Origin of the sequence: Terriglobus saanensis SP1PR4 (genome assembly GCF_000179915.2) — a bacterium.
Lineage (GTDB): Bacteria > Acidobacteriota > Terriglobia > Terriglobales > Acidobacteriaceae > Terriglobus > Terriglobus saanensis.
Window position 1 is genome coordinate 3,228,793 of sequence record NC_014963.1, and the last position, 24,522, is coordinate 3,253,314.

The following is a 24,522-nucleotide window of genomic DNA, read 5'->3' on the forward strand; positions in this document are numbered from 1 at the left end:
GTGGCAGTTGCTTTACATCATGTCAATCTCTGCCGCTGCCGGTACAGCAAACGCGACGAGAGCGGAGAAGCCCGGACGAACAGGACCAGGAAGCCGATTGATGAGCGGCATGAGACGCAGGCGATCCGATGACTCAAGGCCGCGAGTGAGCCTGACCAGCCCCAGGTAAATAGGAACAGCCGAGACTACCGCCACGATCAACCCTGGCATACCTGGAATGGCACGCCCTACCGCGAAGGCGATGACCGCCATGAGTACCCCCGCTACTCCAAGCCGAATTGTGGACTGCATCGGGAGACTGAAGCGATAAGCCCGTTGCGCCTGTTTCCACATGGCAACAATGCCAAATGCTTGCGAGAGGCCATTGCCCCATGCCGCTCCTACTGCGCCGAAGTGAGGGATCAACGCTGCGTCGAGCGCAATGTTCAGGACACCGGTGAGGATAAGCCAAAGGAAGAGTTTCTTCTGTCGATCTGCTGCTCGAAGAAGAATGTCGGGGATTTCCTGAAAGGCCCTGGGTATGGAAAGAATGGATGCGACGATCAGGACTGGAATCGCGCCTACATACTTTGCACCATAGACGAACCGGATCGCTTCGTTTGTAATTGCCGCGCAGCCAAGGTGTACCGGAAAGACAACCAGCAGCAGATAGCGGCAGGAGTTCTTCACAATGCTGTCGATACGATCAGGATCACGCGCTGCCTCGACCATGAGGGAGATTCCCGTGGCAGAGCCAAAGGTTCGAGGAACGATGAGAAGATTCGCTGCGAGACTGAAGCTGATCGAGTAAAAGGCGATCTGCTCCAGACTCGAAAAAGCGCGAAGGAAGACCATCTCCGAACGGTCCCAGACGACAGACATGAGAAGTTGAATTCCGATCGCCTCCAGACAAAACTTCCGGATCCGCAAAACTACTTCACTCTCCAGTTTATCCAGCGGAAATGTGCGAAGCTTCGCGTTGAGAGGAATGGTACGGAGTACCACCTCAACAGTTCGCGAGATCAGAGCGGCCGATGCGACACCCACAAGGTCCCAATGAAAGTGGATGGTAAGGCTGATGATGATCGCATACGCGATCAGATATCCGAACGCACTGAGGGTGTTTTTAGAGACATCTTCAAACGCATTATTCGCCTGTGCGGGCACCCACGACATGACCCCTGGAACGATGGAAAGGATCAACAGATACGACATCAATTTATAGGACGGATCACCCCATATGGCAACGGACGCCAAGCCCAGGAGTGTGATCAAAACTGCGCCCAGGAGCTGATATCGATAGGCCAGGTTGTAGACGGCGCGTGCCGCTCCAAGCTGGTCCAGCGCGATAAACTCGGACATATATTTCCGGGTTGCTCCGGCCAGACCGGAGCCGCTGGTTCGAGTCACAATCATCACGAAGAAATTGATGTAGCTGAAGTAACCAAGCTTTTGCGGCCCCAGATATCGGGCAACAGCAACGGACGCCGAGAGAAAGACAATCGTCTCGATGACGGTTTCAAGACCGAACCAGATCGAGTTGTGGAGAATCTTTCCTGCGGTGGTTGCTGCCTTCGAACTCATACCTTCAGCATAACTGCTGCGTTAGTGGATGGCTGGAGCATCTTTGATGCTCCCAAAAGACAACAGCCTATTGCACCGTATAGGATCAATAGACTGATCACAGCCGATAGGAAGACGATGTCTGGAATAGCGTATTTGGGGCCACCCATTCAACATCGAGACAGCCTGTGCCTGGCATTTCGCAAGATTGGCGTCGAACTCACCCAGGTCTACGACTATCTTTCCTGGCCGGGACGCAGTGATTCCCCTTTGCAATCGTCCCTTGCTGCTCGAGGTGCAAGAGTTCAGGCACAGTTCTTCGGCACAAATGACGAGCGGTACCTGGAAGAAACGCTTCGTATTCTTGACGAAGCGCATATTACCCACGTGCTTGCATTCTGGGGAACACGTCCGCTGGCGGACATCAAAGCCCTGAAGCGAAGACGTCCGCATCTGAAATTTATCCTCAATGTGCTTTGCCATCCCATCGGGCTTACCCCTTTGACCGTAAAGCTGCAGCACCTGGTGATGGGCAGTGCGATGAAGAGCCTCGACGGTCTCGTCGTTTCAAGCGCGTATATGCAAAAGTATTTCGAGCAGAACGTGCCTGGAACCGCAAAGGTACCAACGCTTGTGCTGCCTCCTTGCTGGTCTGAAGAGTACGCCCGCAAGGTTCCTGTGGAACCGTCCGATGCACGACCGAATGTGGTCTTCCTTGGACGGACGGACTGGAGTTCCGGCCAGCCTTCGGACAATGTCTCCGTGTCTTTGCGCACCCTCATGCAGCAGGGCATCGACGTTCACTACAATCGATCGCCCGAGAGCGAAACGAGCGAAGAGCACGCATGTCCCTTCGACGGGATGGATATTGACAAGCTCACCAACTTCGCCGCTCGCTTCGATGCTTCCCTGATCGTGTATGAACTCGGGAATGTACAGAGGAGAGACCGTTTCGATGTGACGGTTCCCGACCGTTTGATCACAAGCGTCGCGGCCGGGATTCCAGTTGCACTTCCGGCCGAAGGCTACTCCGCCTGTAAGGAGTACTTGCGACAGTATGGTGCCGTCATCGAATATCGGTCGATGGCTCACCTCGCCGAGCAGCTTCGTGATCGGACGATGGTGGAGGGTTTGCGCAAGACTGCCTTTGAAAAGGCCAAAGAATATCGCGCCGAGAAGCTGTTACCACGCTTGACGAGTTTCCTGAATGAACTCCGCTAAATCGGCTGAGCCGCTTATGTCGCGAGAGTATCACCAGTCAGTCAGCGTGCCATCCAGCTTGCGTGCAATAGGCAGATATGCACGCTGGTAGGGATACCTTGCCGCCAGCTCTTCGTCGATATCCACGCCCAGACCGGGCGCATCGGTGACACTCATATAGCCAGCGTCAAAAGAGTAGGAGTGCGGAAAGACTTCATCCGTCAGCGCTGTGTGGCACATGTGTTCCTGAATCCCAAAGTTGTGAATGGCCAGATTGAAATGCAGGGCCGCCGCCATCGTAATGGGTGACAGGTCGGTCGCTCCGTGAAAACCGGTGCGTACCTGATATACCGCAGCGAAGTCCGCGGTTTTCTTGAGTGCGGTAATTCCTCCGCCGTGGACGATGGTCAGGCGAAGATAGTCGATCCACTGATTGCGGATCAAATCGTGCGCGTCCCAAAAACTGTTGAAGACCTCACCCGTTGCGATGGGAATAAGTGTGTGTTCTCGAATCAGCCGGAAGGCATCGGGGTTCTCGGCTGGCGTGGGGTCTTCCAACCAGAAGAGATGGAAGGGCTCCAACTCTTTGCCAAGACGTGCCGCTTCAATGGGCGTCAAGCGATGGTGGACATCGTGCAAGAGATGCAGATCTTCACCTACCTCGCTCCGTAGTCGCTCAAATAACTTCGGTGCAAAGTTAAGGTAACGCTCCGTCGACCATAGGCTTTCACTCGGCAACCCACGCTCTGCAGGCTCGTATGACTTCCCCGCCTTAGGTACACCATAGCTGGATGCAACATTTGGAACCCCCGATTGCGCACGCACGGCGAGATACCCCATCTCAACATGCTTCTGCACAGAATCAACAGCCTCCTCAATATTGCTGCCGTTTGCATGCGCATACACGAGCACTCCGTCGCGGCTCTTCCCTCCCAGCAGGTTGTAAACAGGTGTTCCTAATGCCTTGCCCTTGATGTCCCATAGTGCGACGTCCACCGCAGCGATCGCGCACATAGTGACTGGACCGCGACGCCAATAGGCACCGCGATAGAGATACTGCCAAGTATCTTCGATGCGCGAAGGGTCGCGGCCGATGAGGCACGGGATGACGTGCTCTTCCAGATAGGCAGCGACGGCGAGTTCACGCCCGTTCAGCGTTGCATCGCCGAGACCATAGATCCCCTCGTCCGTCTCGATCTTCAATGTTACAAAGTTACGATCCGGTGAGCATACGATGAGGCGCGCGGCAATGATCTTCATCGGCTTGATTCCCTTCTTCAGAGTTCTCTCAAGTAGTCGAACGGTGATATCCAGCATGGCGTTGCAGAACCAGGGCAGCGGCGCCACGCAAACGCGCCGTCTCACCGTCTCCGATGGGGAGTAATAACGGCGCGCTTCCGGCGAGCATTCCATCATCGACCACCGTTCGAATAACGGACTCAACATGTGGCCAACAGGCAGTGATGTCTCCTGCAAACACAATCGCATCGGGACTCAGGGCTGCGGTGATCATCCGCAGACCAACCCCGATATACTTCGCCTGCCGCGCTATGGCTTCCAGTGCGGCAGATTCTCCCTCGTCGGCGCGGTTCATGAGGTCCATGATGTCGTCGGCAGGATCTTTCGGAAGCAACTCCGCATGGTGCCGAAGGGCCGCACGCGACGAAGCGAAGGTCTCCCAGCAGCCCCGTTTGCCGCAACTGCATAGTGCGCCAGCGGGATCGATCTGAATATGACCGAACTCTCCCGCGAGCCCCCTGCGACCCGTAATAAGTTGACCGTTCGTAAGCACTCCGGTTCCGACACCTTCGCTAATCGTCACGACGACAACGTTCCGCACATTTTGCATGCCGCCGAACCACAACTCACTTAGGAGGCACGCGTTCGCTGCATTATCCATCTCAACCTGCAGACCCAGCTCACGCTCAAGAGCGGCTCTGATGTCGTACTTAAGCCACTTCGGATTCAGATTCGGCGCAAGAATCAATTGATGTGTCTCTGGATCGACACGCCCGGGAAGGCTGATTCCAATTCCTTCAAAGGTTCCGTGTTTGTGCTGGCTGCGAAGACGCAACATTCCTTCTGCGATTCTGGCAACGCCGAGCTTCGGATCGCTCGCCAAACGAACTACTTCCCGCAAAATAAAATGGCCATTGAGATCGACGACCGCGAGCGTCGCCTGGCTGGGTCTGACATCGGCCACAAGGATAGCAAGATCGCGATTAAGCGACAGCATCGTTGGAGGGCGGCCGCGCGGTGTGCGTACCATCGCACCTTCCACCACCCACTTTTCTTCGATCAACTGCTCGACGATCAACGAAACAGTGGAACGCTGCATCCCGGATAACTCCGCCAGTTCAACCCGTGCGATCGGCTGGCGCAGTCGCAGTAGTTCCAGGATGATGTCGCGATTGATGTCGCGTGCCAGGATGCTTGAGGCACGATCTTCCTGAAGAAGATCGAAACGACGCTTCGGCGGTCGCGCGGTTTTCTTCATTGGTTCACACCGCTAGCCAGAAGACCGCCGTCCACCACGAGGATCTGCCCGGTAGTAAAGGTTGTTGCATCGCTGGCAAGATAGAGTGCCGCGGAGACTAGCTCAGTCGCATCACCGAAGCGAGACATCGGTGTTCTCAGCTTAAGTTCTTGCCCGCGCGCGCTGTCGATGATTTTGCTGTTTAGCGCAGTAGGAAAAACTCCCGGCGCAATCGCATTGACAAGTACGTCGTATGGCGCCCATTCGACAGCAAGAGATCGAGTAAGAGCGCCTACAGCGGCCTTGCTGCAGCAGTAGGCCGTCACTTCAGTAAAGGCAACAAAGGTCGAGAGCGACGCGAGGTTAATGATGCGTCCCTTCCGCCTCTCGATCATGTGTTTACCAAAGACCTGACACGCCCGCAAAGTTCCTGTCACATTGATATTCATGATGTGGTTCCATCTCTCCTCCGAGACATAGAGCGTGGGCTCTCGCTTTGTAATTCCAGCGGCGTTCACCAGGATATCGACGCCTGCGAACCGGGCGACACTTGCACTCAGCAAGCGCTCCAGGGAGACGCGATCGCTCACATCGCTCGTCTGACGTATTGTGGAACGGCCAAGGGCCTCAATTGCCGATGCGGTCTCTGCAACAGCTTCCTCCGAACGCGACGATGCAATCACATCTGCACCTGCCTGAGCGAAGCCGAGAGCGATGGCCCGTCCGATCCCCGAAGTACCGCCAATCACGACGGCACAAAGTCCGTTTAAACCCAATTTTCAACCTCAGTCTTAGACCAGGTTCGCACACCTCAAAAATATGTCAGGCGAAAAAACAAAATCGCCATCAGCGTTCGAATACCACAGAAGACATCCTCTACTCTAAATAGAAAGAGCAAAGCTTTGTGAGATAAGTTTTCCCAATTTTTTGAAATCAACGGAAGGCCGTTTACGCTTCACTATTGGACTTGCCAGATCATGACGGCTCAGTTTATATTTCTGGCTCGCAAGGCTCAAGCTTTTCAAGTTGCTTCGAAAAGCGTTAGGGCATATTAAGTTTGATATTCCAATCAAAATCTATAAAAGCCAGAAGGATTGTAATGACGATAAACGATCAAAGTAGACGTCTCTTTTTACAAGGGATGGGCGCAGCTGGCTTGGCCGGCGCTTTGCCTCTTATGGCAGTGGGAGCCGGCGCCAGCGGTGAAGGCTTAAGCGGACACGTGCTTCACGAGGTCGTACCACCCGGCCCGGTGGAAACGCCCAAACATGCGATCCGCTTCGCTGTGTGCGGTATGAGCCATGATCACATTTATCTGATGGTGGAAGCCATTCGACGCGGCGGCGGCGAGCTGGTGCTCGCCTATGCAACGGAGCCTGACAAGATTGCCGGTTTCAAAAAGCGCTATCCCGATGTCAAGTGGGCATCAACCGTCGAGGAGATTTTGAACGACAAGTCGATCCAACTGGTGCTAAGTTCTCAGATCGCCAGTGAGCGCGCTCCTCTTGGTGTACGCGTTATGAAGAGCGGGAAGGATTTTCTTTCGGACAAGCCAGGAATAACCACGCTCGATCAGCTTGCAGCCGTTCGCAAAACGATCTCGGAGACTGGGCGTATTTATGCTGTGGAGTACTCTGAGCGGTTCGATGTGAAGGCGGCGGTCAAGGCTGGAGAGCTAGTGAAGCAAGGGGTGATCGGACGGGTCATTCAGACGATCAACATTGCGCCGCACCAAATCTCACAGCGCGCAGGAGATGCTGGCGGGTCGGGTGGACGTCCCGACTGGTTCTGGAACGATGCGCAGTTCGGCGGCATTCTTTGCGACATCGGCTCTCACCAAATCGACCAGTTCCTCTATTACACCGGTTCCACAAAGGCTGAGGTCGTAGCGTCACAGATAGCGAATCTGCAGCATCCAGAGCACCCCCATTTCCAGGACTTCGGCGACATGATGCTGCATGGAAACAATGGCTGTGGATACGTGCGCCTGGACTGGTTTACACCTTATGGCCTGGGCACGTGGGGAGATGGACGACTCTTCATCCTGGGGACCGAGGGATACATCGAAGCACGCAAGTACACTAATGTTGCAGTGAACACGCAGGGAAATAATCTCTTTGTCGTCGATGGCAAGAGTTCACGTTATATCGACTGCAACAACCTGACTCTTCCATTCGGTCCACAGCTTGTTGGGGATGTCGTCAATCGTACTCATACCGCACAAGACCAGGAGCAGTGCCTGCTGGCCGCAGAACTGAGCATCAAAGCCCAGAGCAATGCAAAGCGAGTTCATCTTGATTGGCAGAAGAAGCCTTAATTCTCCGGACAGTTCTGTAAAGGAAACGCATATGTCGAGTAGTCGTCGCACGTTCCTCAAGACTTCCGCTGCGGTGGCTGCAGTGGGTTTCCCCACCATCGTTCCCTCCAGCGTCTTCGGTCAGAACGCTCCGTCGAACCGTATCCAGATTGGGGCCATCGGCGTGGGTCGGATCTCTCGCGGCCATGACATGCCGAGCGTAATGCAGTTCACAGGCGTGGCTGGACGCGACAATCGCATCATCGCGGTCTGTGACCTCGATAGCAAGCGGGTGGAACTTGGCAAGAAGTTCGTGGACGATACCTACACAAACAAATTAGGTAGAGAGCATCGCGGAACCCTTGGATATGCGAACTACAAAGAACTGCTAGCTAACAAAGACATCGACGCCGTTCTGATTTCTACGCCAGACCACCAGCACGCGCGATTGGCAATCGAATCCGTGCATGCCGGGAAAGATGTCTATCTTCAAAAGCCTGCCTCGCTCACGATTCGTGAGGGGCGCGCGATGGTAAAGGGAGTGGAGGCGACAGACAGAATTCTGCAGATAGGTTCACAGCAGAGGAGTTGGAAGCAGTTTCATCGCGCGTGTGAGTTAGTTCGGAACGGCCGCATCGGCACACTCAAGCGTGTGGAGGTCGGACTTCCAGGAGATCCTGCCGGAGGAAGCCCAACCCCGATGCCTGTCCCTGCGAGGTTCGATTACGATGCATGGCTTGGTTCGACGCCATCTGTTCCCTACACCGTAGATCGTGTAATGCCCCAGAGCGACTTCGATCGCCCTGGCTGGCTTCGCTGTGAGCAATTCGGTGCGGGGATGATTACCGGATGGGGCGCGCATCATGTCGACACCGCACATTGGGGCATGGACACAGAGCACACCGGGCCTATCGAAATCTGGGGGAGTGCTGAGTTTCCTCACTACACTGACGAGAAGCCGGGACTGTGGAATGTCCACGGCAGCTTCAAAACGTATGCGCGCTATGCCAACGGTGTGGAAATGACGATCTCGGGCGACTTTGAAAACGGGATCAAATTTTATGGAGATAGGGGCTGGATTTTTGTCTGCCGCGATGGCATGAGTACCCCAACAGCATCGGCGAACGATAAGCCTGTAAAGATCGATCCGCTTCGAGCAAGCGACCCCAAGATCCTTACCAGCGTCATCGGTCCGAACGAAGTCCACCTCTATACAAGCGATGAGCAGCATGGCAATTGGCTGGACTGCATCCACAGCCGCAAGGCCCCGACTGCACCTGCGGAGATCGGCCATCGGGCTTGCTCTACCTGTCTCATTCATCACATTGCGATGAAGACGAAGCGTCACCTGCACTGGGACCCCAAAGCCGAGCACTTCCTCAATGACGAAGAAGCCAACCGCATGTTGAGCCGGCCGCAGCGGCATCCTTACGAACTCAGCTGAGACCAGAACAACGAGGGAGCTACGCAGAGTCTCCTTAGCTCCCTAACTTCCGCCAAATTAGAACTGAAAGCGACCGCCGAAGCAATCGTCCGGTTGCTGTTCTGCAGCCCGCTTGTAATGCGGCGGAAGGCAGCATCTCTTACGTTGGAGATCGGCCGCCCTCGATCATTCTGTACCGTGCATTTGAACTAGCGTGTTTTGTAGATGACCCACTCCGCAGGTCCGATCAGGCCCGACGGAAGCAGTGGACCTTGGATGGTCTTGATATTCGTCTTCGTGATCTTCGTCTTCTGCTCAGGGTCAAGATCTCCCAGAAGCCGGTTGTGCCAAAGATTTGTTACTTTGATCGTCAGCTTGTTCGAACCTTTCAGCATTGGAATGTGAATACAGGCCATATAGGGGTTTGCCCAGATGGTGCTCACAGGCTTTCCGTTTAAAGCGACCTGCGCAATCTCCCGCACATCCTGAAAACGAAGGCAGGCTTCTTCTTCCGCAGCCAGTTTTGGTGCATCGAATTCCGCAGAGTAACTTGCCGTTCCTGAAAAGTACCGAACGTCGTCTTCGTTCCACGTGGTCCAGCTTGTCAACTCTTTCGTATGGCGGGCAACACCTGAGACGCCACGGTTTCGTTGAAAAGAGACGTTCCAACCGTCGATGACTTTGAGCGGCTCGACGCGCTGCATCTCGCTCCGCAGCCCTGCGACCGAAGACTGCTGCACAAAGAGCACGAAGGTCGAGCCAAAAGCAGGTAAATTCAACGGAACATCCGTTGTTCCATCAGGATGGGCTTGCGATAAAACGCTACGCTTCATCTCTCCCGTCACAGCGTCCCATAATTCAATGTTGCCGCTTGCGCGGAACGTTGCGGTGAAGCTAGCTGCTCTTTCACTCGGATTACGAAGGAAGTAGACCTCGGATGTACCGACGCGGCGATGCACATAATCAATCCCACTATGGCTTGAAGCCGCCAGGTGGATTTTTGGGTCGGAGGCGGTGATCCTCAAATCAGGCAGCACGTGGGCGGAGGCCAACGCATTGCGGCCGTTCGAACTGCAGACCACTGTTCCGCTCTCGAAGAGATGGACCGAACCGTCCCGGCATCCCTGCCAAATCTCCTTTACAAGAGCATCAAAGCTGAGTCGCTGCCGCGCATCAACCAGTCCGGTAGGCGAGGTAGGCGAGAGCGACGCCACTGTTCCACCTGCCTGGAGATAACGCTTCACGAACTGCAGGACAGAAAGCGACACGCGGTTTGTCCTGGGCAAAACCATCACGCTCCATCGCACACCACTTGGGCCAATGAGTTCCCTGCCCTGGATTTTGATGGTGCGAAGCAACGCGTCTTCATTGGAGACGTCATAATCATAGCCGGGAAGTACACCCGCAGGATCGTCGGCCTTTAGGCGCACGAAGTTAGGAACGTTGTCGCCGTAGAAGTACAGCGCATCGTTGACCGGCGTACCGGCCTGCATGACGAACTGGATGCGATTCAGATATGCAAAGAATGCACCGGAAGCATTCCACCACGTCACTTTGGGGTTGAGATGTGTGCCAGCAAAGTACTCCTGACCCGGCAGTCCCGTGCCCTTTGGACTGGATGTGAACTCGTGCCATACCAGGCGATTCATACCTTCAGTAATGGCCATGTCGAAGGCGGGCTTCAGATCCGTTGCCAGAGACTCCGACCATTGTGGGCCGATGGAGGTTTCGCCTTCCTGTGCGACGAAGCGCTGGCCATAGATGTTTGCGGCACTGGCACCTTCCTTAGTAAAGAACCGCTCACGATCCAGACTGCGGTGAGGATTCGCAGACCAGAACTCTGTCTGCGGAACTGCGGCATGGCGAAAGGTCTCAAGCGCATCGATAGGCGCCCCATGTGGTCCACCACTCTCCGCCTGTATGCCGAGCCCGTGTTCTTTTGCTTTCTCCGCGAAGACGTCGAAGTGCTCCGACACGATGAGGTCGGCTACCGTTCGCCGCAGGTCCGTAAGGAAACGCGTGCTGTCCCCTCTTCCATCCACGATGCGTCCAGCAACGATTGGAAGGTAAAGAATGGGATCGTAGCCTCGCAGCTTTATAAATTGGCTTTGAAAGTCGTCCGTCCAGTTTGTACCTCCAAGCTCCCAACTATCGGTCGCAAGATATTTCAGACTCTTGAAAGGCTTTGCCACACGTAGAAGAGGTTCGACCACGGTGTTCCAGTACGTGTCGAACGCGTGACGGTTCATATGGTCAATGGCAAGGCCCTGCCATGCGCCGCTTGAGGTAGAGACACGCGCATCGGAGTCCGTATATCCAATACGCAGGAACTCCCATTCCCCTGCCGGCAGTTCTGTCTGAAGGCTGCCGTCCTTCCCCATAAGGATGGTCAGGTTCTTCACCTCATGCAACTGAGTGTCTGCGTAGGTGGGATCCGAAGCAAACTGCGATCTCGTCCCATCGTCCAGCATTGAGGCAGAGTCCGGCATGCTGAAGCCATTCTCCGCCGCCGCGCTCCGAAACTGAAGAGTCAGCGGCACACTATCTTCCTGATCGCTGTTCGCCGTATAGCGATCTCCCTGACGATCGTTCGGTTGTTCCGGCAGCTTGGCGCCGTGCGACAGCGGATACGCCAGCACAGCAATATCTCGATAGAAACCATTCTTTGTCGGAGGCTGCTTGAGCACCAACTGCACTTTGCCGCCCGCGTGGATCTCTCGTGTGTACGTGAGTATCTTGGAGGCCTGCTCGGGCTTCACGGGTGGCCCCCCCAGATTCCAGCCGCTGTTGATATTGAGCGTAATCTCCAGTCCTAAACGATCCGCTTCGCGTAACGCATGCGTGTACAGATCAACCCACGCAGGAGATCCAAACGTCGGCCCCGGCGCAACACGCGTATTGCCGGCCTGTCCTGAACCATCCGCATCGACTAGAAGGGCTCCGCCGAAACCTTTGGCCTTCATCTCTTCCAGGTCGTGGGTGATGGTTGGCTTGTCCGTGTTGCCATTCAGCCACCACCAGTAACAACGCAGGCGTGCCTGTAGTGGAGGGTTCTGAAATCCCGCGCGCAACTCCGCCAGCGAAACGGCGGCCGAAGCGGTGGAAGCCAAATGCGCTGAGCGTTGTTGCGAAAACAAAGGGAGCGAGACGATCAATCCAAGGATCGCAAAGAGAGTTCTTTGAGGGCGCATAGTTCCTGGTCTCGCTTGCTGTGCAGGCATGGTTGGGCAGAGATCTGAAATAAAAGAAAGATTCCGCAGCCGATCGGAAGACAATCTCCGAGTAGCTGCGGAATCGAAATGGCGGTTAGAAATTAATACGCCCAGTCAGTTGGCCGATGCGCGGGTCATTTGCCTGAGTGTAGTAAGTCGCACCGTTAATACTGGAGTAGGGCGACGCTCCGAACTGCGAGTTGCCGATCGTGGTGTTGGGGCCGCTGAAGTTTGGAGTATTCAGCACATTGAAAAACTCGCCCCGAATCTCAAAGCTCACACCCTCACGGACCACAAACCGCTTGAACATGGAGAGATCCAGCAGCGGATAGATTCGCTGACGAACACCGATGTAGGTGCTGTTGTTTTGCAGATCGTAAGCATACCGCTGACGGTACGCCGGGTTCGGAGAGAGAGCATCGCAGGCGGGTGCTGATGCAGTAGAAGCCACGTTAGCCCCTGCCTGGTTCTGGTAGCAGGTGTTGATGTAACGGCTGTAGGTTTTATTGCCCTGATTCGGATCGCCGATGATATTGACCGTGGAAGGAGCAGCTACGAGATTTCCGTTCTGCGCACGGAAGACAGAGTTCAGTTGCCATCCTCCAATCAGCAGACGCTCATATGCTGGGCGCTTCAGGAATCTCGGCAGCTCTATCGTGCCAAAGACATTGCCGATAAGCGTGGCATTGAGATCCTGCACCGAGTAAAGGTTTGGGTTGGTGACCTGATTGCCGTTGCTGAAGAAGCCATTCCGCAACATGATCTTCTGCCAGGTGAAGTTGCCCTGGATAGAGAAGTGGTTCCTCATCGGACGCTGCACCTGAATCTGCATGGAATTATAAGGCGCGCTGCCAATAGAAGAGTACTGCTCTGTGACCGTTCCAAACTCAGGAAACGGTAGCAACAACTGGTACTGTGGAACGGTTGCGTTGTTAAGTGAAGTGGTACCCATCCCAGTGAATTTTCCAGCCATCGGATTCGTCACCGCTGCATTGAGGAAAGAAACGCCTGCAGCTCCCTGGTTCAGATACTGTGCGGGCAATACGTTGATGTTGTGACTGACTTCCAGCCGCGTGGGACGTGCACCGATATACGCGATCTGCAGAACAAACTTTCCAGGAAACTGCTGTTGCACGCTTGCAGAATATTGAGCACTCTTTGGCGTGACGTGATTCGGATCAACGAAGTTAATATTTTGTCCGAGACCCGTTCCAAGACCCAGAGAGCTGCCCGTAGGCAGCGTAACGCCGGATGGATACGGATTGCTAAGTGAATACAACGGTGCGCTGGTGGTGTAGTTGTTGTAGGTCGTTGTCTGGCTGAAGCCGGTGCCGATGGGTGATTCCAGCGTGTTGAAGTAGATGATGCCGAATCCGGCGCGAGCGACGGTCGTCGGCGTTGCCTGGTAAGCCGCTCCGAGGCGCGGCTGAAAGTTGTTCAGATCGCGCGGATACGGAAAACGGTTCGAGTTGCTCGTAAAGCGAAGGCCTCCGTTCAAAGCAAGGTTGGGAACCGAGGCCTGCAGCGGACTGGCGCACGTGGTGCAGAAGTCCGTGACCTGCTTGTTGTATCGCTCCGTGATGGGCGATTCGTAATCCCAGCGGGCGCCGAGGTTCAACGTCAACTTGGGAGTGATGCGCCAATCGTCCTGAACGAAGGGCGCCACGTATATCTGTTGCAGAGCATAGGCCGCCTGGATGTTGTACGTCGCTGCCGAATGATATCCGAGCAGGAGAGACGCCATGGCATCGCCCGAGCTCGCATCCGCGCCCACTGCTGTATTGACGGAGTTCTTTTGCGTGAAGCGACGGTCGAAGGTCAGCGCGCCAAAACCACTGAGCGGGTTCTGCACGTTATAACGGATCATGTTGCCTTCAAATCCAAAGCGAACCGAGTGCTTTCCCCAGATCTTCGTAAGGATCTCGGAGAGAGAACCAGTAACATTGGAGCTGATTTGACCGCCCGCACCCGCCGCAAGGCCTGCGTAAGAATCCGTCGGGGTCACACCGGGAAAGGAGAGATTCGGATAGTTACTGGTCGACATGCCGATGCTGCTGAGATCGAAGTTCGAGTTGCCGGGATACTGCAGGCCGAACGGGTGGTAAATCAAGCCGAAGCGTGAATCGAGCACCATGCTCGATGTGAACGTATGAACATCGTCGATGCTTCCGCCGCGGTTGTTGCGGTAGACACTGTATCCATAGCCTGTCGGGCCAACGGCTTTTGGAAATCCCTGCAAGGGGTAGCTCTGTGTCAGGCCAGAGCGAAAGAAGGTTGCGTTCAGGCGGTTCTTCGCTGTGACCTGGTGATCCAAACGAAAGATGAAGGAAGGATACGTGCTCGGATAGGAGGTCTTGGTGGAGATATAGTTGGTGCTCGTAATCGAGGCTCCAGGCACATTTGGCAGTGGCAGATACGTCATCAGGGCCGCGCCTGTGGGGTTAATCGCGGATGCGATGTTGTTATTTGCGTAGAACGCCGTGCGATTGTTATTACCGTCCAAGACCGAGGCCGGACGATAGAGTTGAATGCCCGAGGTGCAAAACCCAGTTGCATCGAAGGCACTGCAGAGTGCGGAGAAGTCGCCCGCGCGCTCGGCTGCTGTCGGTACGCGTGCGGAATAATTGATCGCCGTGTGCGAGGCATAGCGTTCAAAGGCCGCCATAAAGAACGTTTTGTCGTGACCGTTGTAGATCTTTGGAATCCATACGGGCCCGTCGACCACAAAGCCGGTCTGGCTTAGTTGATCGTTGTTGCGCGGCGTCCGAACGGTCGGATTAGTCGAGTTCTGATTCAGCACTTTCTCCGAGGTATTGGCATTCAGATACGTGTTCTGAAACACGTAATAGGCCGCGCCGTGCAGTTTGTTGGTTCCACCGCGTACGACCGTGTTCGTTACGGTGCCGTTTCCATGGCCGACCTGCGCGTCAAAGATGGAGGTCTGTACCTTTACCTCTTCGACGGCCTCTGGTGAAGGAACAAACCCGGTGTATCCGGCACCGGAGAGACGCTCGGCGGGATCGTCGGGAATACCATTGAGCAGAAGCCGATTGTGACCGGCGTTGCCATCGGTTGTAATCTGGACCGCCACGCCGCTGAACGGGTTGGTGAACTGGCTGGCTTTGCCCTGGAAGTAACCGCCCGATCCTGTATTGACCACACCCGCCGCCAAGGTCGCCATAACGAACGGGTTCCTGCCAACATTGGGCAGGTCCGTCACTTCTTTTGTGCTTAGAGTCGTCGCAATATTCGCGGATCCGGTGTCGAGCAAGGGATTGCTGGCGGAGACATCCACACTTTCCGTGGACCCGCCTGCCCTCAGCTTGAAGTCGATCTTTTGCGACTCGCCAGCGGTAAGCACTACTTCGTGGCGCGTGTCCGTTCCAAAGCCGGTCGCTGTAGAAACGACCGTATAGTTTCCCGGATTCAGGGCCGGGAAGGAGTAGACGCCCGATGCATTCGTCGTTGTGGTCGATTTGAAGTGGGTTGCCACCTCCGTGACCGTCACCGATGCATTTGGAATGACCGCGCCGCTCTCATCTGCGACTTCGCCCTGAATCGCTCCAAGATAACGCTGTGCGGAACTGACTACGGAAAATAAGGTGAAAACGATTGCTATCAAAATTGCGGGAAGGGACATCTTCCCCACCAGGTACTTCTTCATACTGCCTCCAGAACGGTGCAAAGGGGTGCATTGAGAACGCCCAATCCTCTGGATCGGCTAGTAACATTGCCAAGTTAATTCACGGGCAAACGCAGGTAAAATTAACCGCTAGAAGCATATAAGCCCTTTATTACTATTTAGATGCAAAGGCACCTCCGTCGCCCCACTGCTGGATGAGTTGTGACCATCTGGCCCAAAAACCAGAGATTCAGGCCAAATGCTAAACTTGCTCTCTCGCTTCTTAGGTGCTGCAAGCATCACATGTCTGTCCTTCATGAAAATCCGGCTTCCCTGTCTGACACCTCCATCCCAGCTTCTGTAGAAGAGCGGCTGGCGATCATCGAACGTGTCGCAAACAGCACCCAATTCAGCAAGTCCACCAGATTGCGGGACTTCCTTCGCTTCGTCGGGAAACGGTCCGTCAAGGCCGGTGCAAACGAGATTCATGAGCATGAGATCGGAGTCCAGGTCTTTGGCCGTTCGGAGAGCTATGATCGCGGGCAGGACAACATCGTCAGGGTCAACGCGACGGAGCTGCGCAAACGGATCGACTCCTACTTCTCCTCGGAGGGCGCACACGAGACCCTGATCTTCACGATTCCACGCGGTAGCTATATCCCTGTTTACGAATACCGCTCGCTCGCCCCGGACATACCTGCCACGGGCGAACCGCCGGTTCCCCTGGGGATCGACTCACTGCTGCCCTCGGCGTCTCGCTGGAAGAACTCACAAGTTTTCTGGATCTTCTTAAGTGCTGGACTGGCCGCCATCTGCATATTCCAGTTCGTCCAGATGCGCTCGTTGAATACGCCAACGCGGGCCTGGGCCAATAAACCAAACGTCGTGGCCTTCTGGACAGAATTTACCAAGCCGAACACCTTAACCGATATCGTTCTTCCCGATGAAGCCGTCAGTATGAGCGAGGAGATCGTGGGCCACCCCATTACTCTGAGCGACTATCTGGATAAGGCCTATATCCACGAGTTCGAATCGTCTCCGAAGATGAGCGCCGAACGCAAGGCCGACCTGCACACTATTTTCAATCACAATCTGGTCACCTTTGGTGGGTTCCACGCGGCCCAGGAGATCATCGAGATTGGGCCGATCGCCCGCTCGATGCACCTGGTGCACTCCCGTTTCTACGAAGCGGAATCCCTCAAGCGGAACAATCTCATCCTGATCGGCGGGAAAAAAGCGAATCCCTGGGTTCATCTCTTTGACGATCAGGTCAACTTCAGCCTGGATTACGACGATGCACATTCGCAGGCTTTCGTCTCCAATCACCAGCCGAAACCAGGAGAAGAGCCGATCTACAAAGTAGTCATGGATCGCAATGCGCTCTATGGCTACAGCGTGATTTCCTACTTGCCCAACCCGAGCCACACCGGCAACGTCCTTATTATCGCGGGCACAGATTCCGATGCCACGGCCGCCGCCGCAGAGTTCCTGACGTCCGAAGAGGGCTTGCGAAAACTTCGCACGACCTTTGGTGGTGGAGAGTTCCACTACTTTGAAGTTCTGCTGAAGACGTCCAGGCTCAGCGGCACATCTTTTAACTCTCAGCTTGTCGCTTACCGCACGCATGCTTGATGCGGTGATCTAAAACGCACAGAACAAAAGATACCCAGCGGTTACAAAATTGTGCATCCCAAACCCTCCTTAGACATCCAACCTACTGATAGGTAGTTTGAAAATGGAAAACGACACCGCAGAACGCATTCTTGACTCAGCCCACGCACTCATTGCGGAGCGCGGCTATGCCGCGTTCAGCTATGCCGACATCGCGGACGTGGTCAAAATCAGAAAAGCGAGTATCCACTACCACTTTCCCTCGAAGGAGGCGCTCGTGACTGCGGTATTAAAGCGACATCGGGCGAAACTGAATGCGGGCATTGAAATGCTAAATGCTCAAATACCGGATCCGTTCGCCCGTCTTGCTGCCTATATGAACCACTGGGAAGGCTGCATTCGTGCGAAGACCGAGCCGATTTGTATTGCGGCTTTGCTTGGCGCTGAACTGCCAACCCTGCCGGAGGAAGTCAAAGTAGAGATTCAACGACACTTCCAAGACCTGCGCGATTGGTTCCGTGAAACGCTTGAGGCTGGCGTCGCGGTGCGCGTAATCCGACTCAGTCTATCGGCTGCGGTTGAAGCCGAAAGCCTTCTCGCTCTGGTACATGGAGCCATGATCTCGGCCCGTGCCTACGATTCCACCGAAGTTTTCGCCCTGATTACCGAGGGCGCGCTTAAGCGACTTTCACCTGGAATTTAACAAGTATTTATAGAACAGTCGCCTCCATCACCCCAACCTACCAACTAGTCGGTAGCTGCACCTCGAAAGGAATAACTCCATGACAAATACATTTAGAAACCCAGGAACACAGAAGCCAACAAGCTCCCTCCGTACCCTCTACTTCAGCCGAACGATCATCCAGTTTATTTGGGCAGCTCTCGTCATTGCTTTTGCAACCTCATCTCCCCTCCTGGCAGTCATCCTCATGGTCGCCTATCCACTTTGGGACGTAGCTTGCACGCTCTTTGATCTGAGTTCCAGCAATACCTCCGACTCAACTGCCTCTTCCAAAACGTTGCAGTACTGCAACATTGCTCTTGGCGTCGTAACCGCCATCGGCATTGGCGTGGGCGCGAGTTCGGAGATGCGTTATGCGGTTGCTGCCTTCGGGGCCTGGGCCTTTGCCGCTGGGCTTTTACAACTGGCGGTTGGAATCTATCGCCGGTCTTTAATGAAGGGACAGTGGGCCATGATTCTGAGCGGTGTGCAATCGATGATTGCGGGCGGCGCATTTCTATTCGGCGGACTCGGAGGGAAGGTTCATGTTAAGGATTTGGGGGGCTACGCTGTCTTTGGTGGTGTCTATTTCCTCATCTCGGCGATCTTGCTCGGCCGCAAAAATCGTTCCCTGGAGACGACCGCCGCTGGCGCTTAGTAGTGAGCCTTCCTCGAAACGCTACGCCGAAAAACTGGCCTTACTGGACGTGCCTATGATGGAAAACGCGGGCACGTCCTTTTTACTAGCCCTTTTAAACTTTCTGGCTCAGAAGCATGGAAAACAAGATCTTCTTAAACCTCTCCGTCGGCACCAGACTGCGTTCTGCTTTAGCCAGCAGAAGTGCACCCTCCATCGCGCCGTGGATGAAGCCTGCGAGATCATCACACTTTGTCTGTTGTAATCGAAGATATTCCTACGGCCTGAGTTCCGCTTGCGCGTTACAAAAGGATGAGCGCGACAGTAGTGCCGACAAAATATCCCACTCCAATACCAGCAACCAGATCCGAAGGATAGTGTTGACCGCTTGCAACCCGCGCCCAACAGAGCAACAGCAATCCTAAAGCGAGTGCGGGAATGGCTGCATGATGCTGCCAGCAAAGCAGAAAACCGACCACTGACAGCGTCATACAATGTCCGCTTGGGAAAGAGTATCTATCCAGACAACGACTACGGCTGGGTATATTCTCGACGAAGTTACAAGGACGCACTCGCGCAAATCTAGGCTTGGTTGAGCCATAGAAAAGATGAGAGAGGGCGACCCCGGTGATTAAAGCGACGAGGAGCCTCCACTCTCGCAAAACAACAACGTAGAGGGCGATGGGCAGGTAAATCCAACCATCGCAGAGTTGGTTGATGGCGTTGACCGTCAGGAGAAGCGGCTTCGGCTCAGAATACCGCACCAACTTCGCAACAACGTGCACTTCCCTTTGGTTCATCCGCAGAAACAGGTCGTCAATTCTGGCTCGATAAGTTGACGATAAGGTAACGTCCGTATTTACCTGAGACATAATCTTCACCTGTCACGTTTAAATAGCCAAACAATGTGTCCGAAATGCTACACCAACCCATGTGTCGTCACAAGCGTTTCCTATCACCGACAGGCAAAGGCCCTCATAGATTAATTGAGTAAATAGCTAAGCGAAAAGAATCGAGACGCTGGTGGAACGTAGAAGAACAAGATGCTCACCAACGTCCCCTTGTGCATAAATTTGGATCGATAAAGAGGAAAGAATCATTGGCAGCTAAAGAGCCATTCCAACGATTCTGTAATACGGGAGGATTTCTATGTAGTTATTGTGGGATGACGGAACGTTCCATCCTTCTCTTATTACTACGAGCCATGCTAGTTGCAAATGTAGCTCCCAGCCAAAATAACACCGTCGCAACATTTCCTCCAGACTTTACCAAACTTTCAGGCAAATGCAATATGCCGTTGAGAACGAATACATGAGAAGAGGAATTGTAGTGGGCGTGCTAATCATAGTAGCCTTCGGTATTTGGAGGCACTGCATTCAGAACAACACCAAGATTTCCATGCAGATGGCGCGAGAGAAGAAGATGGGCAGTCTGCAAAGAATGAGTTGTGGTCTCGCCGAAGCGCGTAATGAGTAGAACAAGGTCGGCTTGCTCGGCCATCATAACGGAATCAGCCACGGCTAATACGGGAGGGCCATCGAGAATCAGCACATCATATTCTGACCTCCACAAGGAAAGCTGATTCTTCATTACGTCCGAGCTGAGCAGCTCATAAGGAAATGGCGTCCGCCTGCCGCCGGGAATGTATTTGAAATTGGGAATCTCGGGTAGTGAAATAGCCCAACCAGGGGGTAACTGTCCCGTGAGTATGCCGGAGAGACCGTCGTGCAAGCTCGATAGATTCATTCGGCTAGCAATCACTGGCCTCCGAAGATCCATTTCTACAAATAATGTGCGTACCCCTGCTCGAGCATAGGTCGCTGCAAGATTGATTCCAGTTGTGCTCTTTCCTTCAGCGGGGGTGCTACTCGTAATAAGAATGACTTTAACCATTTCAGGCTTCGACAGGAGAACAGCAGTTCTAAGGGCGCGCAAAGCCTCCGCATAGGGCGCTCCAGGGTGAGCGAGGACCTCTATGTTGTAGTGTTTTCCGAGTGAATCCAGGGAAAGCGGCGCAGAGACCCTGGAGCGTTGTCCGAACCAGCGGCAGAAATCCCAGGCAAAAAATCGTCTTGAGTTTACATAGTTGAAATCCGGTACCACTGTGTAAACTGGCAGTTCTAAATCGGCCTCGATCATCTTAACTGAATTCACTTTGTCGTCCCGCATCTCTACTATTCCTTCGAATCGGGGCCAAATTATCTCAGAGGCTAAACTGTGCGGGCCGTGTAAGCCAGTTGCCGGAGATAGGCCGTATCTTCCAGGCGTTCATCTTGACCTTGCCCGCGCCCGTCGCATGCAATCGCACATCAGGCGCTGTCTTTCCCTCGTAATAGAAGTGATGTAGTCTCCAGGTCTCTTTGCGTTGTTCTGGTTTGACGCACGTCGGGTTATTTTTGGAAGAGCAGCGGTGTGAAGTGGATTAGGTTGTCGCGCCAGACGGGCCACTGGTGATGGCCAGGAGTTTCGATGGCAGTAACCGGCAGGCCCTGGGCCTTGAGTGTCGCGATGGCGGCGCGGTTGGGTTTGAGCAGCGCGTCGTCAACACCACAGGCCATCCAGAGGAGACGGAGATTGGCCTTCTGCGGAGTGACTGTGGGGAGCTTGGCAAGCGTAGCGGGATTGAGGCCAGCAGAGAAGGTGCCAATCCAGGCAAAGAGGTCGGTATGGTTGAGACCGGTCAGGAGGCTCTCCCCGCCGCCCATGGAGAGACCGGCGATGGCGCGGTGATCGCGATCTCCGATGACAGGGTACTCGGCCTCGACCCTGGGGAGGATCTCGGTGAGAAGCATGGCCTGGAAGAGGTCGATGTTCTGGATATTCAGGGCGGGGGTGCGGCCGGGTTTGAGAACAGCGAGGTTGCCGTAGCCGAGGGTCATGACAACGATCATGGGCTTAGCCTTGCCGGTAGCGATAAGGCTGTCGAAGATATCGTTGGCCCTGCCGGCGGAGAGCCAGCCATCGGCACCGTCGGAATAGCCGTGGAGCAGGTAGAGCACGGGGTATCTGATTTTGGCCTTTGCGTCGAAGCCGGGCGGCGTGTAGACGTAGTACTCATCCTGATTGGCGGGAGCGTTGAGAACAACACTGGTGGTGTAGAAGTGGTGGTTAATTTCACCGTGGGGTATGGCCTGGATCTCCCAGGGCATGGGCGGATTGCCGGGGATGGTGAAGGTGTTGACAAGCTCCTGGAGATTGGTCTGGATAGTGGGGTTCTGGGTATCGAGAACATAGCTGCCGTCGATGCGGAAGCGGTAGGAGTAAATCTCAGGCGAATAAGGCTGGGTGGTGAGGGTCCAAAGGCCCGCGGCGTCCTGGGCCATGGGCATGTTGGCGTCTTCGACGCTGACAACGACCTCTTTGGCGTTGGGAGCGGCGATCCGGAAGGTGACGGAACCGTTGGGCTGGACCTCGGGCGAGATATAGGTGAGCGCAGATTTCGGCCGGGCTGGCTTCGAGGAGTCGACCGTGCGGACGGTAGGGTTCTGGGCGGCGATAGGAAGGGTCGCGGAGAGGAGGAGCACACAGAAGATCGCCAGCTTGCGCATGGGCGCAAGTCTATCGCATGAGTAGCGCCCGTGCCCATGCGATACCTGAGGACGAGGATCGCATGGGCACGCTTGTCGGCTATCTTGGTGCATCCATTAGTGGGCTTGACGTCGCCGAAGGCCCCTTCGAAATGTATCGACGTCGCGTCCAGTAAAGCACCAGACCTATCGTTATCCACGTAAAGCCCAAAAGTTGTGCACTTCGCCCAAGATGAAGCCAGATAAAAGTACAAACAGTGATTCCCGCAATTGGAATCGTGGCGGCGAACCGAATCTTTTCGCCTGAACGAAACTTGTAATGTACGAGAGCTGCCGCGTTGACGCCTATGAACGCGATAAATGCACCGAAGTTTAGCAACTCGGCTCCCTTTTCATAGGTAAGCACGAATACTCCAAGCAGCGTGCAGGCACCAACGATAAGGACATTATTTCGCGGGATTGCTGTCTTCGGACTCAGCGCAGCAAAGAGACGATGGGGTAGCACATTGCTGCGTCCCATACTGTAGAGGAGCCGGGCTGCTCCAAATTGCGCCGCGATGCCGGACCCCAAATTAGCAATCAGGAGAGTGGCATTCAAAAGATGAAAGAGCAACGGTCCGCCGATCCTTCTGGCTACTTGCACGTAGGCAGTATCGACAGTTGAAGTGGGAAACGCGCCAGTATGGGGCCAAGCCAGTTGCGCGACATAGACTTCGATAGCGGACAAGATACCTATGATTAAACAAGTGAGAACCGTGGCCAGCATGATGTTTCGACGAGGATTCTCCACCTCCTCGGACATCGTGGAGATACCATCAAAGCCAATGTAGGTGAGGACGGCAATCGACGTGCCGCGGAAGAAGCTGGAGGCGGAGAAGCTGGATGGATCATAGAAGGGTATGAGCCATTGACCTCCAATGGGACGGGCTACCCGTGCAAGGTACTGGATCGCATAGCCCAGGAAGATGAACACGACAATACTCATTGCAATGGCAAGAACAGCGTTGACGCGCCCTGAAGCCTGAACGCCAACCAGGTTAAGCGCAGTAAACAGAATCACGATAGCAACCGCCCATGCGGCGTAGGGAACGCCAGGCAAAATGTTGCTGGCAGCGGCGCTGCACCATATGGCACAGATAATCGGATTCAAAAGGTAGTCCATCAGCATGGACCAGCCTACGACGTAACCCGCGACGGGGTTGAGTTCGCTTCCGACATAAGTATAGGCAGATCCCGCACTGGGATAGACACGTGCCATCCGCCCATAACTAACGGCCGTGAAAAGCATCGCTACCATGCCCAGCAAAATGGTAGACACAACATGTCCACGAGCGACGTTGCTGACAACGCCATAGATCCCCATGGGAGCCGTTGGCTGGATGATGATGATGCCGTAGAAGATGAGATTCCAGAGCTTGAGCGTTCGCCTAAGGGAAGGCGCTTTCAAGGCGATCGTTTCGTCGGTCAAATTCGCACCAGCATACAAAATTTTATTAAGCGGGATTAGGCCCAACCTTGTGAAGGTGGAAGTCCGCGTCTGTGACAACATCTTAGCCTCAGCATAGCCGTATGGAACAGCCAAGGAGACATCGAGGGCGGTTGGCCATTTTCATTACGCTCAAAGTGGCCCGAGCTTCACTTAAGCTAAAAACGCGCAACGATTTAGTTGTCTTTTCACGAGGATGCGTGACCTACATTTTTAAGACACTCGACGCCCTGAATGTAGTACCAAATCCCACCAGATCCTAGCCCCCCGGCTCCTTCTCAAAATCCCCCGTTCTTGCGAATGACCTTCCTCGGCATCTTTGTGTCCTCCCTAATCGACAACAGCAAATGAGGTATAAACCGGCACCAGCTCTTTCGGACATGAAAAAGCCTCTCGGACTGAGGGGCTTTGGTCATTGCGAAGCTGGTTAGCTTTTCGTCTGCCGTCCCTTCCAATGCCATCAGCACGATTTCTTCGTCGGACTGCTGCGCGTTCTCGTCACCCTTGGCGAGGTGACTCGCCACCTCCTCAAGGAAGCTGTAGTCCATGTGGATGAGCAAGCGCAGGAAGACTCGCATCTGTTCCGCGCCGAAGATTGCGGGAGTCTCCGCGAGGATGCGTTCGAAGGTGGCGACCCTATGCAGCGGTCACTTATATTTCATGATAATCATTGGCTTGCAGCATCATCGAACTCCGTTCTGAGGTAATGTCCAAGAGGCAGGACCGTTAAGGCCGATGCCATTTCTTCGATTCCCGGCTGCAAAGCAAA

General features: G+C 54.6%; 17 protein-coding genes. 6 read left to right on the forward strand and 11 right to left on the reverse strand.

Annotation, left to right across the window (positions count from 1 at the left end; all coding sequences use genetic code 11):
* Positions 1-12: 12 nt before the first annotated feature.
* Positions 13-1,563: an oligosaccharide flippase family protein gene (locus ACIPR4_RS13115; RefSeq protein ID WP_013569146.1), complete on the reverse strand. Its 1,551-nt coding sequence runs from the start codon at positions 1,561-1,563 to the stop codon at positions 13-15.
* 117 nt (positions 1,564-1,680) lie between these two features.
* Here ACIPR4_RS13115 and ACIPR4_RS13120 point away from each other — a divergent pair, with 117 nt between their 5' ends.
* Complete coding sequence (locus tag ACIPR4_RS13120; protein WP_013569147.1) at positions 1,681-2,763, forward strand: hypothetical protein; 1,083 nt, start codon at positions 1,681-1,683, stop codon at positions 2,761-2,763.
* Positions 2,764-2,793: 30 nt separating this feature from the next.
* On the opposite strand, the gene manD is transcribed toward ACIPR4_RS13120, so the two are convergent.
* The 3 genes from manD to ACIPR4_RS13135 are packed head-to-tail and all read right to left on the reverse strand — an operon-like array spanning position 2,794 to position 5,994.
* The gene (gene manD, locus ACIPR4_RS13125; RefSeq protein ID WP_013569148.1) at positions 2,794-4,002 is read right to left on the reverse strand and encodes a D-mannonate dehydratase ManD; all 1,209 of its coding nucleotides are present in this window, start codon (positions 4,000-4,002) and stop codon (positions 2,794-2,796) included.
* 28 nt (positions 4,003-4,030) lie between these two features.
* The gene (locus ACIPR4_RS13130) at positions 4,031-5,239 is read right to left on the reverse strand and encodes an ROK family transcriptional regulator (RefSeq protein WP_013569149.1); all 1,209 of its coding nucleotides are present in this window, start codon (positions 5,237-5,239) and stop codon (positions 4,031-4,033) included.
* Positions 5,236-5,994, reverse strand: coding sequence for an SDR family NAD(P)-dependent oxidoreductase (locus ACIPR4_RS13135; protein ID WP_013569150.1), 759 nt, complete (start codon positions 5,992-5,994; stop codon positions 5,236-5,238). The genes ACIPR4_RS13130 and ACIPR4_RS13135 overlap by 4 nt, the downstream gene beginning before the upstream one ends.
* A gap of 401 nt (positions 5,995-6,395) precedes the next feature.
* Between ACIPR4_RS13135 and ACIPR4_RS13140 the strand changes: the two genes are divergently transcribed.
* Complete coding sequence (locus ACIPR4_RS13140; protein WP_245536332.1) at positions 6,396-7,535, forward strand: Gfo/Idh/MocA family protein; 1,140 nt, start codon at positions 6,396-6,398, stop codon at positions 7,533-7,535.
* Between the two features lie 31 nt (positions 7,536-7,566).
* Entirely contained in the window at positions 7,567-8,958 is a 1,392-nt protein-coding gene (locus ACIPR4_RS13145) for a Gfo/Idh/MocA family oxidoreductase (protein WP_013569152.1), read from the forward strand.
* A 188-nt stretch (positions 8,959-9,146) separates the two neighbouring features.
* Here the strand turns inward: ACIPR4_RS13145 and ACIPR4_RS13150 are convergent, their stop codons facing one another.
* Positions 9,147-12,128 (reverse strand): glycosyl hydrolase, encoded by a 2,982-nt coding sequence (locus ACIPR4_RS13150; protein WP_013569153.1) that lies wholly within the window; start codon positions 12,126-12,128, stop codon positions 9,147-9,149.
* Positions 12,129-12,243: 115 nt separating this feature from the next.
* The gene (locus tag ACIPR4_RS13155) at positions 12,244-15,813 is read right to left on the reverse strand and encodes a TonB-dependent receptor (protein ID WP_013569154.1); all 3,570 of its coding nucleotides are present in this window, start codon (positions 15,811-15,813) and stop codon (positions 12,244-12,246) included.
* 261 nt (positions 15,814-16,074) lie between these two features.
* Here ACIPR4_RS13155 and ACIPR4_RS13160 point away from each other — a divergent pair, with 261 nt between their 5' ends.
* The 3 genes from ACIPR4_RS13160 to ACIPR4_RS13170 all read left to right on the forward strand — a co-directional run bounded on the left by ACIPR4_RS13160 (position 16,075) and on the right by ACIPR4_RS13170 (position 18,761).
* Entirely contained in the window at positions 16,075-17,403 is a 1,329-nt protein-coding gene (locus ACIPR4_RS13160) for a hypothetical protein (RefSeq protein ID WP_013569155.1), read from the forward strand.
* A 103-nt stretch (positions 17,404-17,506) separates the two neighbouring features.
* Positions 17,507-18,085, forward strand: a complete 579-nt coding sequence (locus tag ACIPR4_RS13165) for a TetR/AcrR family transcriptional regulator (protein ID WP_013569156.1) — start codon at positions 17,507-17,509, stop codon at positions 18,083-18,085.
* A gap of 79 nt (positions 18,086-18,164) precedes the next feature.
* Entirely contained in the window at positions 18,165-18,761 is a 597-nt protein-coding gene (locus tag ACIPR4_RS13170; protein ID WP_013569157.1) for a hypothetical protein, read from the forward strand.
* Between the two features lie 281 nt (positions 18,762-19,042).
* Here the strand turns inward: ACIPR4_RS13170 and ACIPR4_RS21715 are convergent, their stop codons facing one another.
* The 5 genes from ACIPR4_RS21715 to ACIPR4_RS13195 form a co-directional block, all read right to left on the reverse strand.
* On the reverse strand, positions 19,043-19,612 hold the full coding sequence (locus ACIPR4_RS21715; RefSeq protein ID WP_013569158.1) for a phosphatase PAP2 family protein: 570 nt from the start codon (positions 19,610-19,612) through the stop codon (positions 19,043-19,045).
* Positions 19,613-20,078: 466 nt separating this feature from the next.
* Positions 20,079-20,909 carry a CpsD/CapB family tyrosine-protein kinase gene (locus ACIPR4_RS13180; protein ID WP_013569159.1) on the reverse strand — a complete coding sequence of 277 codons (831 nt, stop codon included), beginning with the start codon at positions 20,907-20,909 and terminating at the stop codon, positions 20,079-20,081.
* 221 nt (positions 20,910-21,130) lie between these two features.
* Complete coding sequence (locus ACIPR4_RS13185; protein ID WP_013569160.1) at positions 21,131-22,288, reverse strand: esterase; 1,158 nt, start codon at positions 22,286-22,288, stop codon at positions 21,131-21,133.
* A 79-nt stretch (positions 22,289-22,367) separates the two neighbouring features.
* Entirely contained in the window at positions 22,368-23,735 is a 1,368-nt protein-coding gene (locus ACIPR4_RS13190) for an APC family permease (protein ID WP_245536333.1), read from the reverse strand.
* 296 nt (positions 23,736-24,031) lie between these two features.
* Positions 24,032-24,331: a hypothetical protein gene (locus ACIPR4_RS13195; RefSeq protein WP_013569162.1), complete on the reverse strand. Its 300-nt coding sequence runs from the start codon at positions 24,329-24,331 to the stop codon at positions 24,032-24,034.
* Positions 24,332-24,522: the final 191 nt, after the last annotated feature.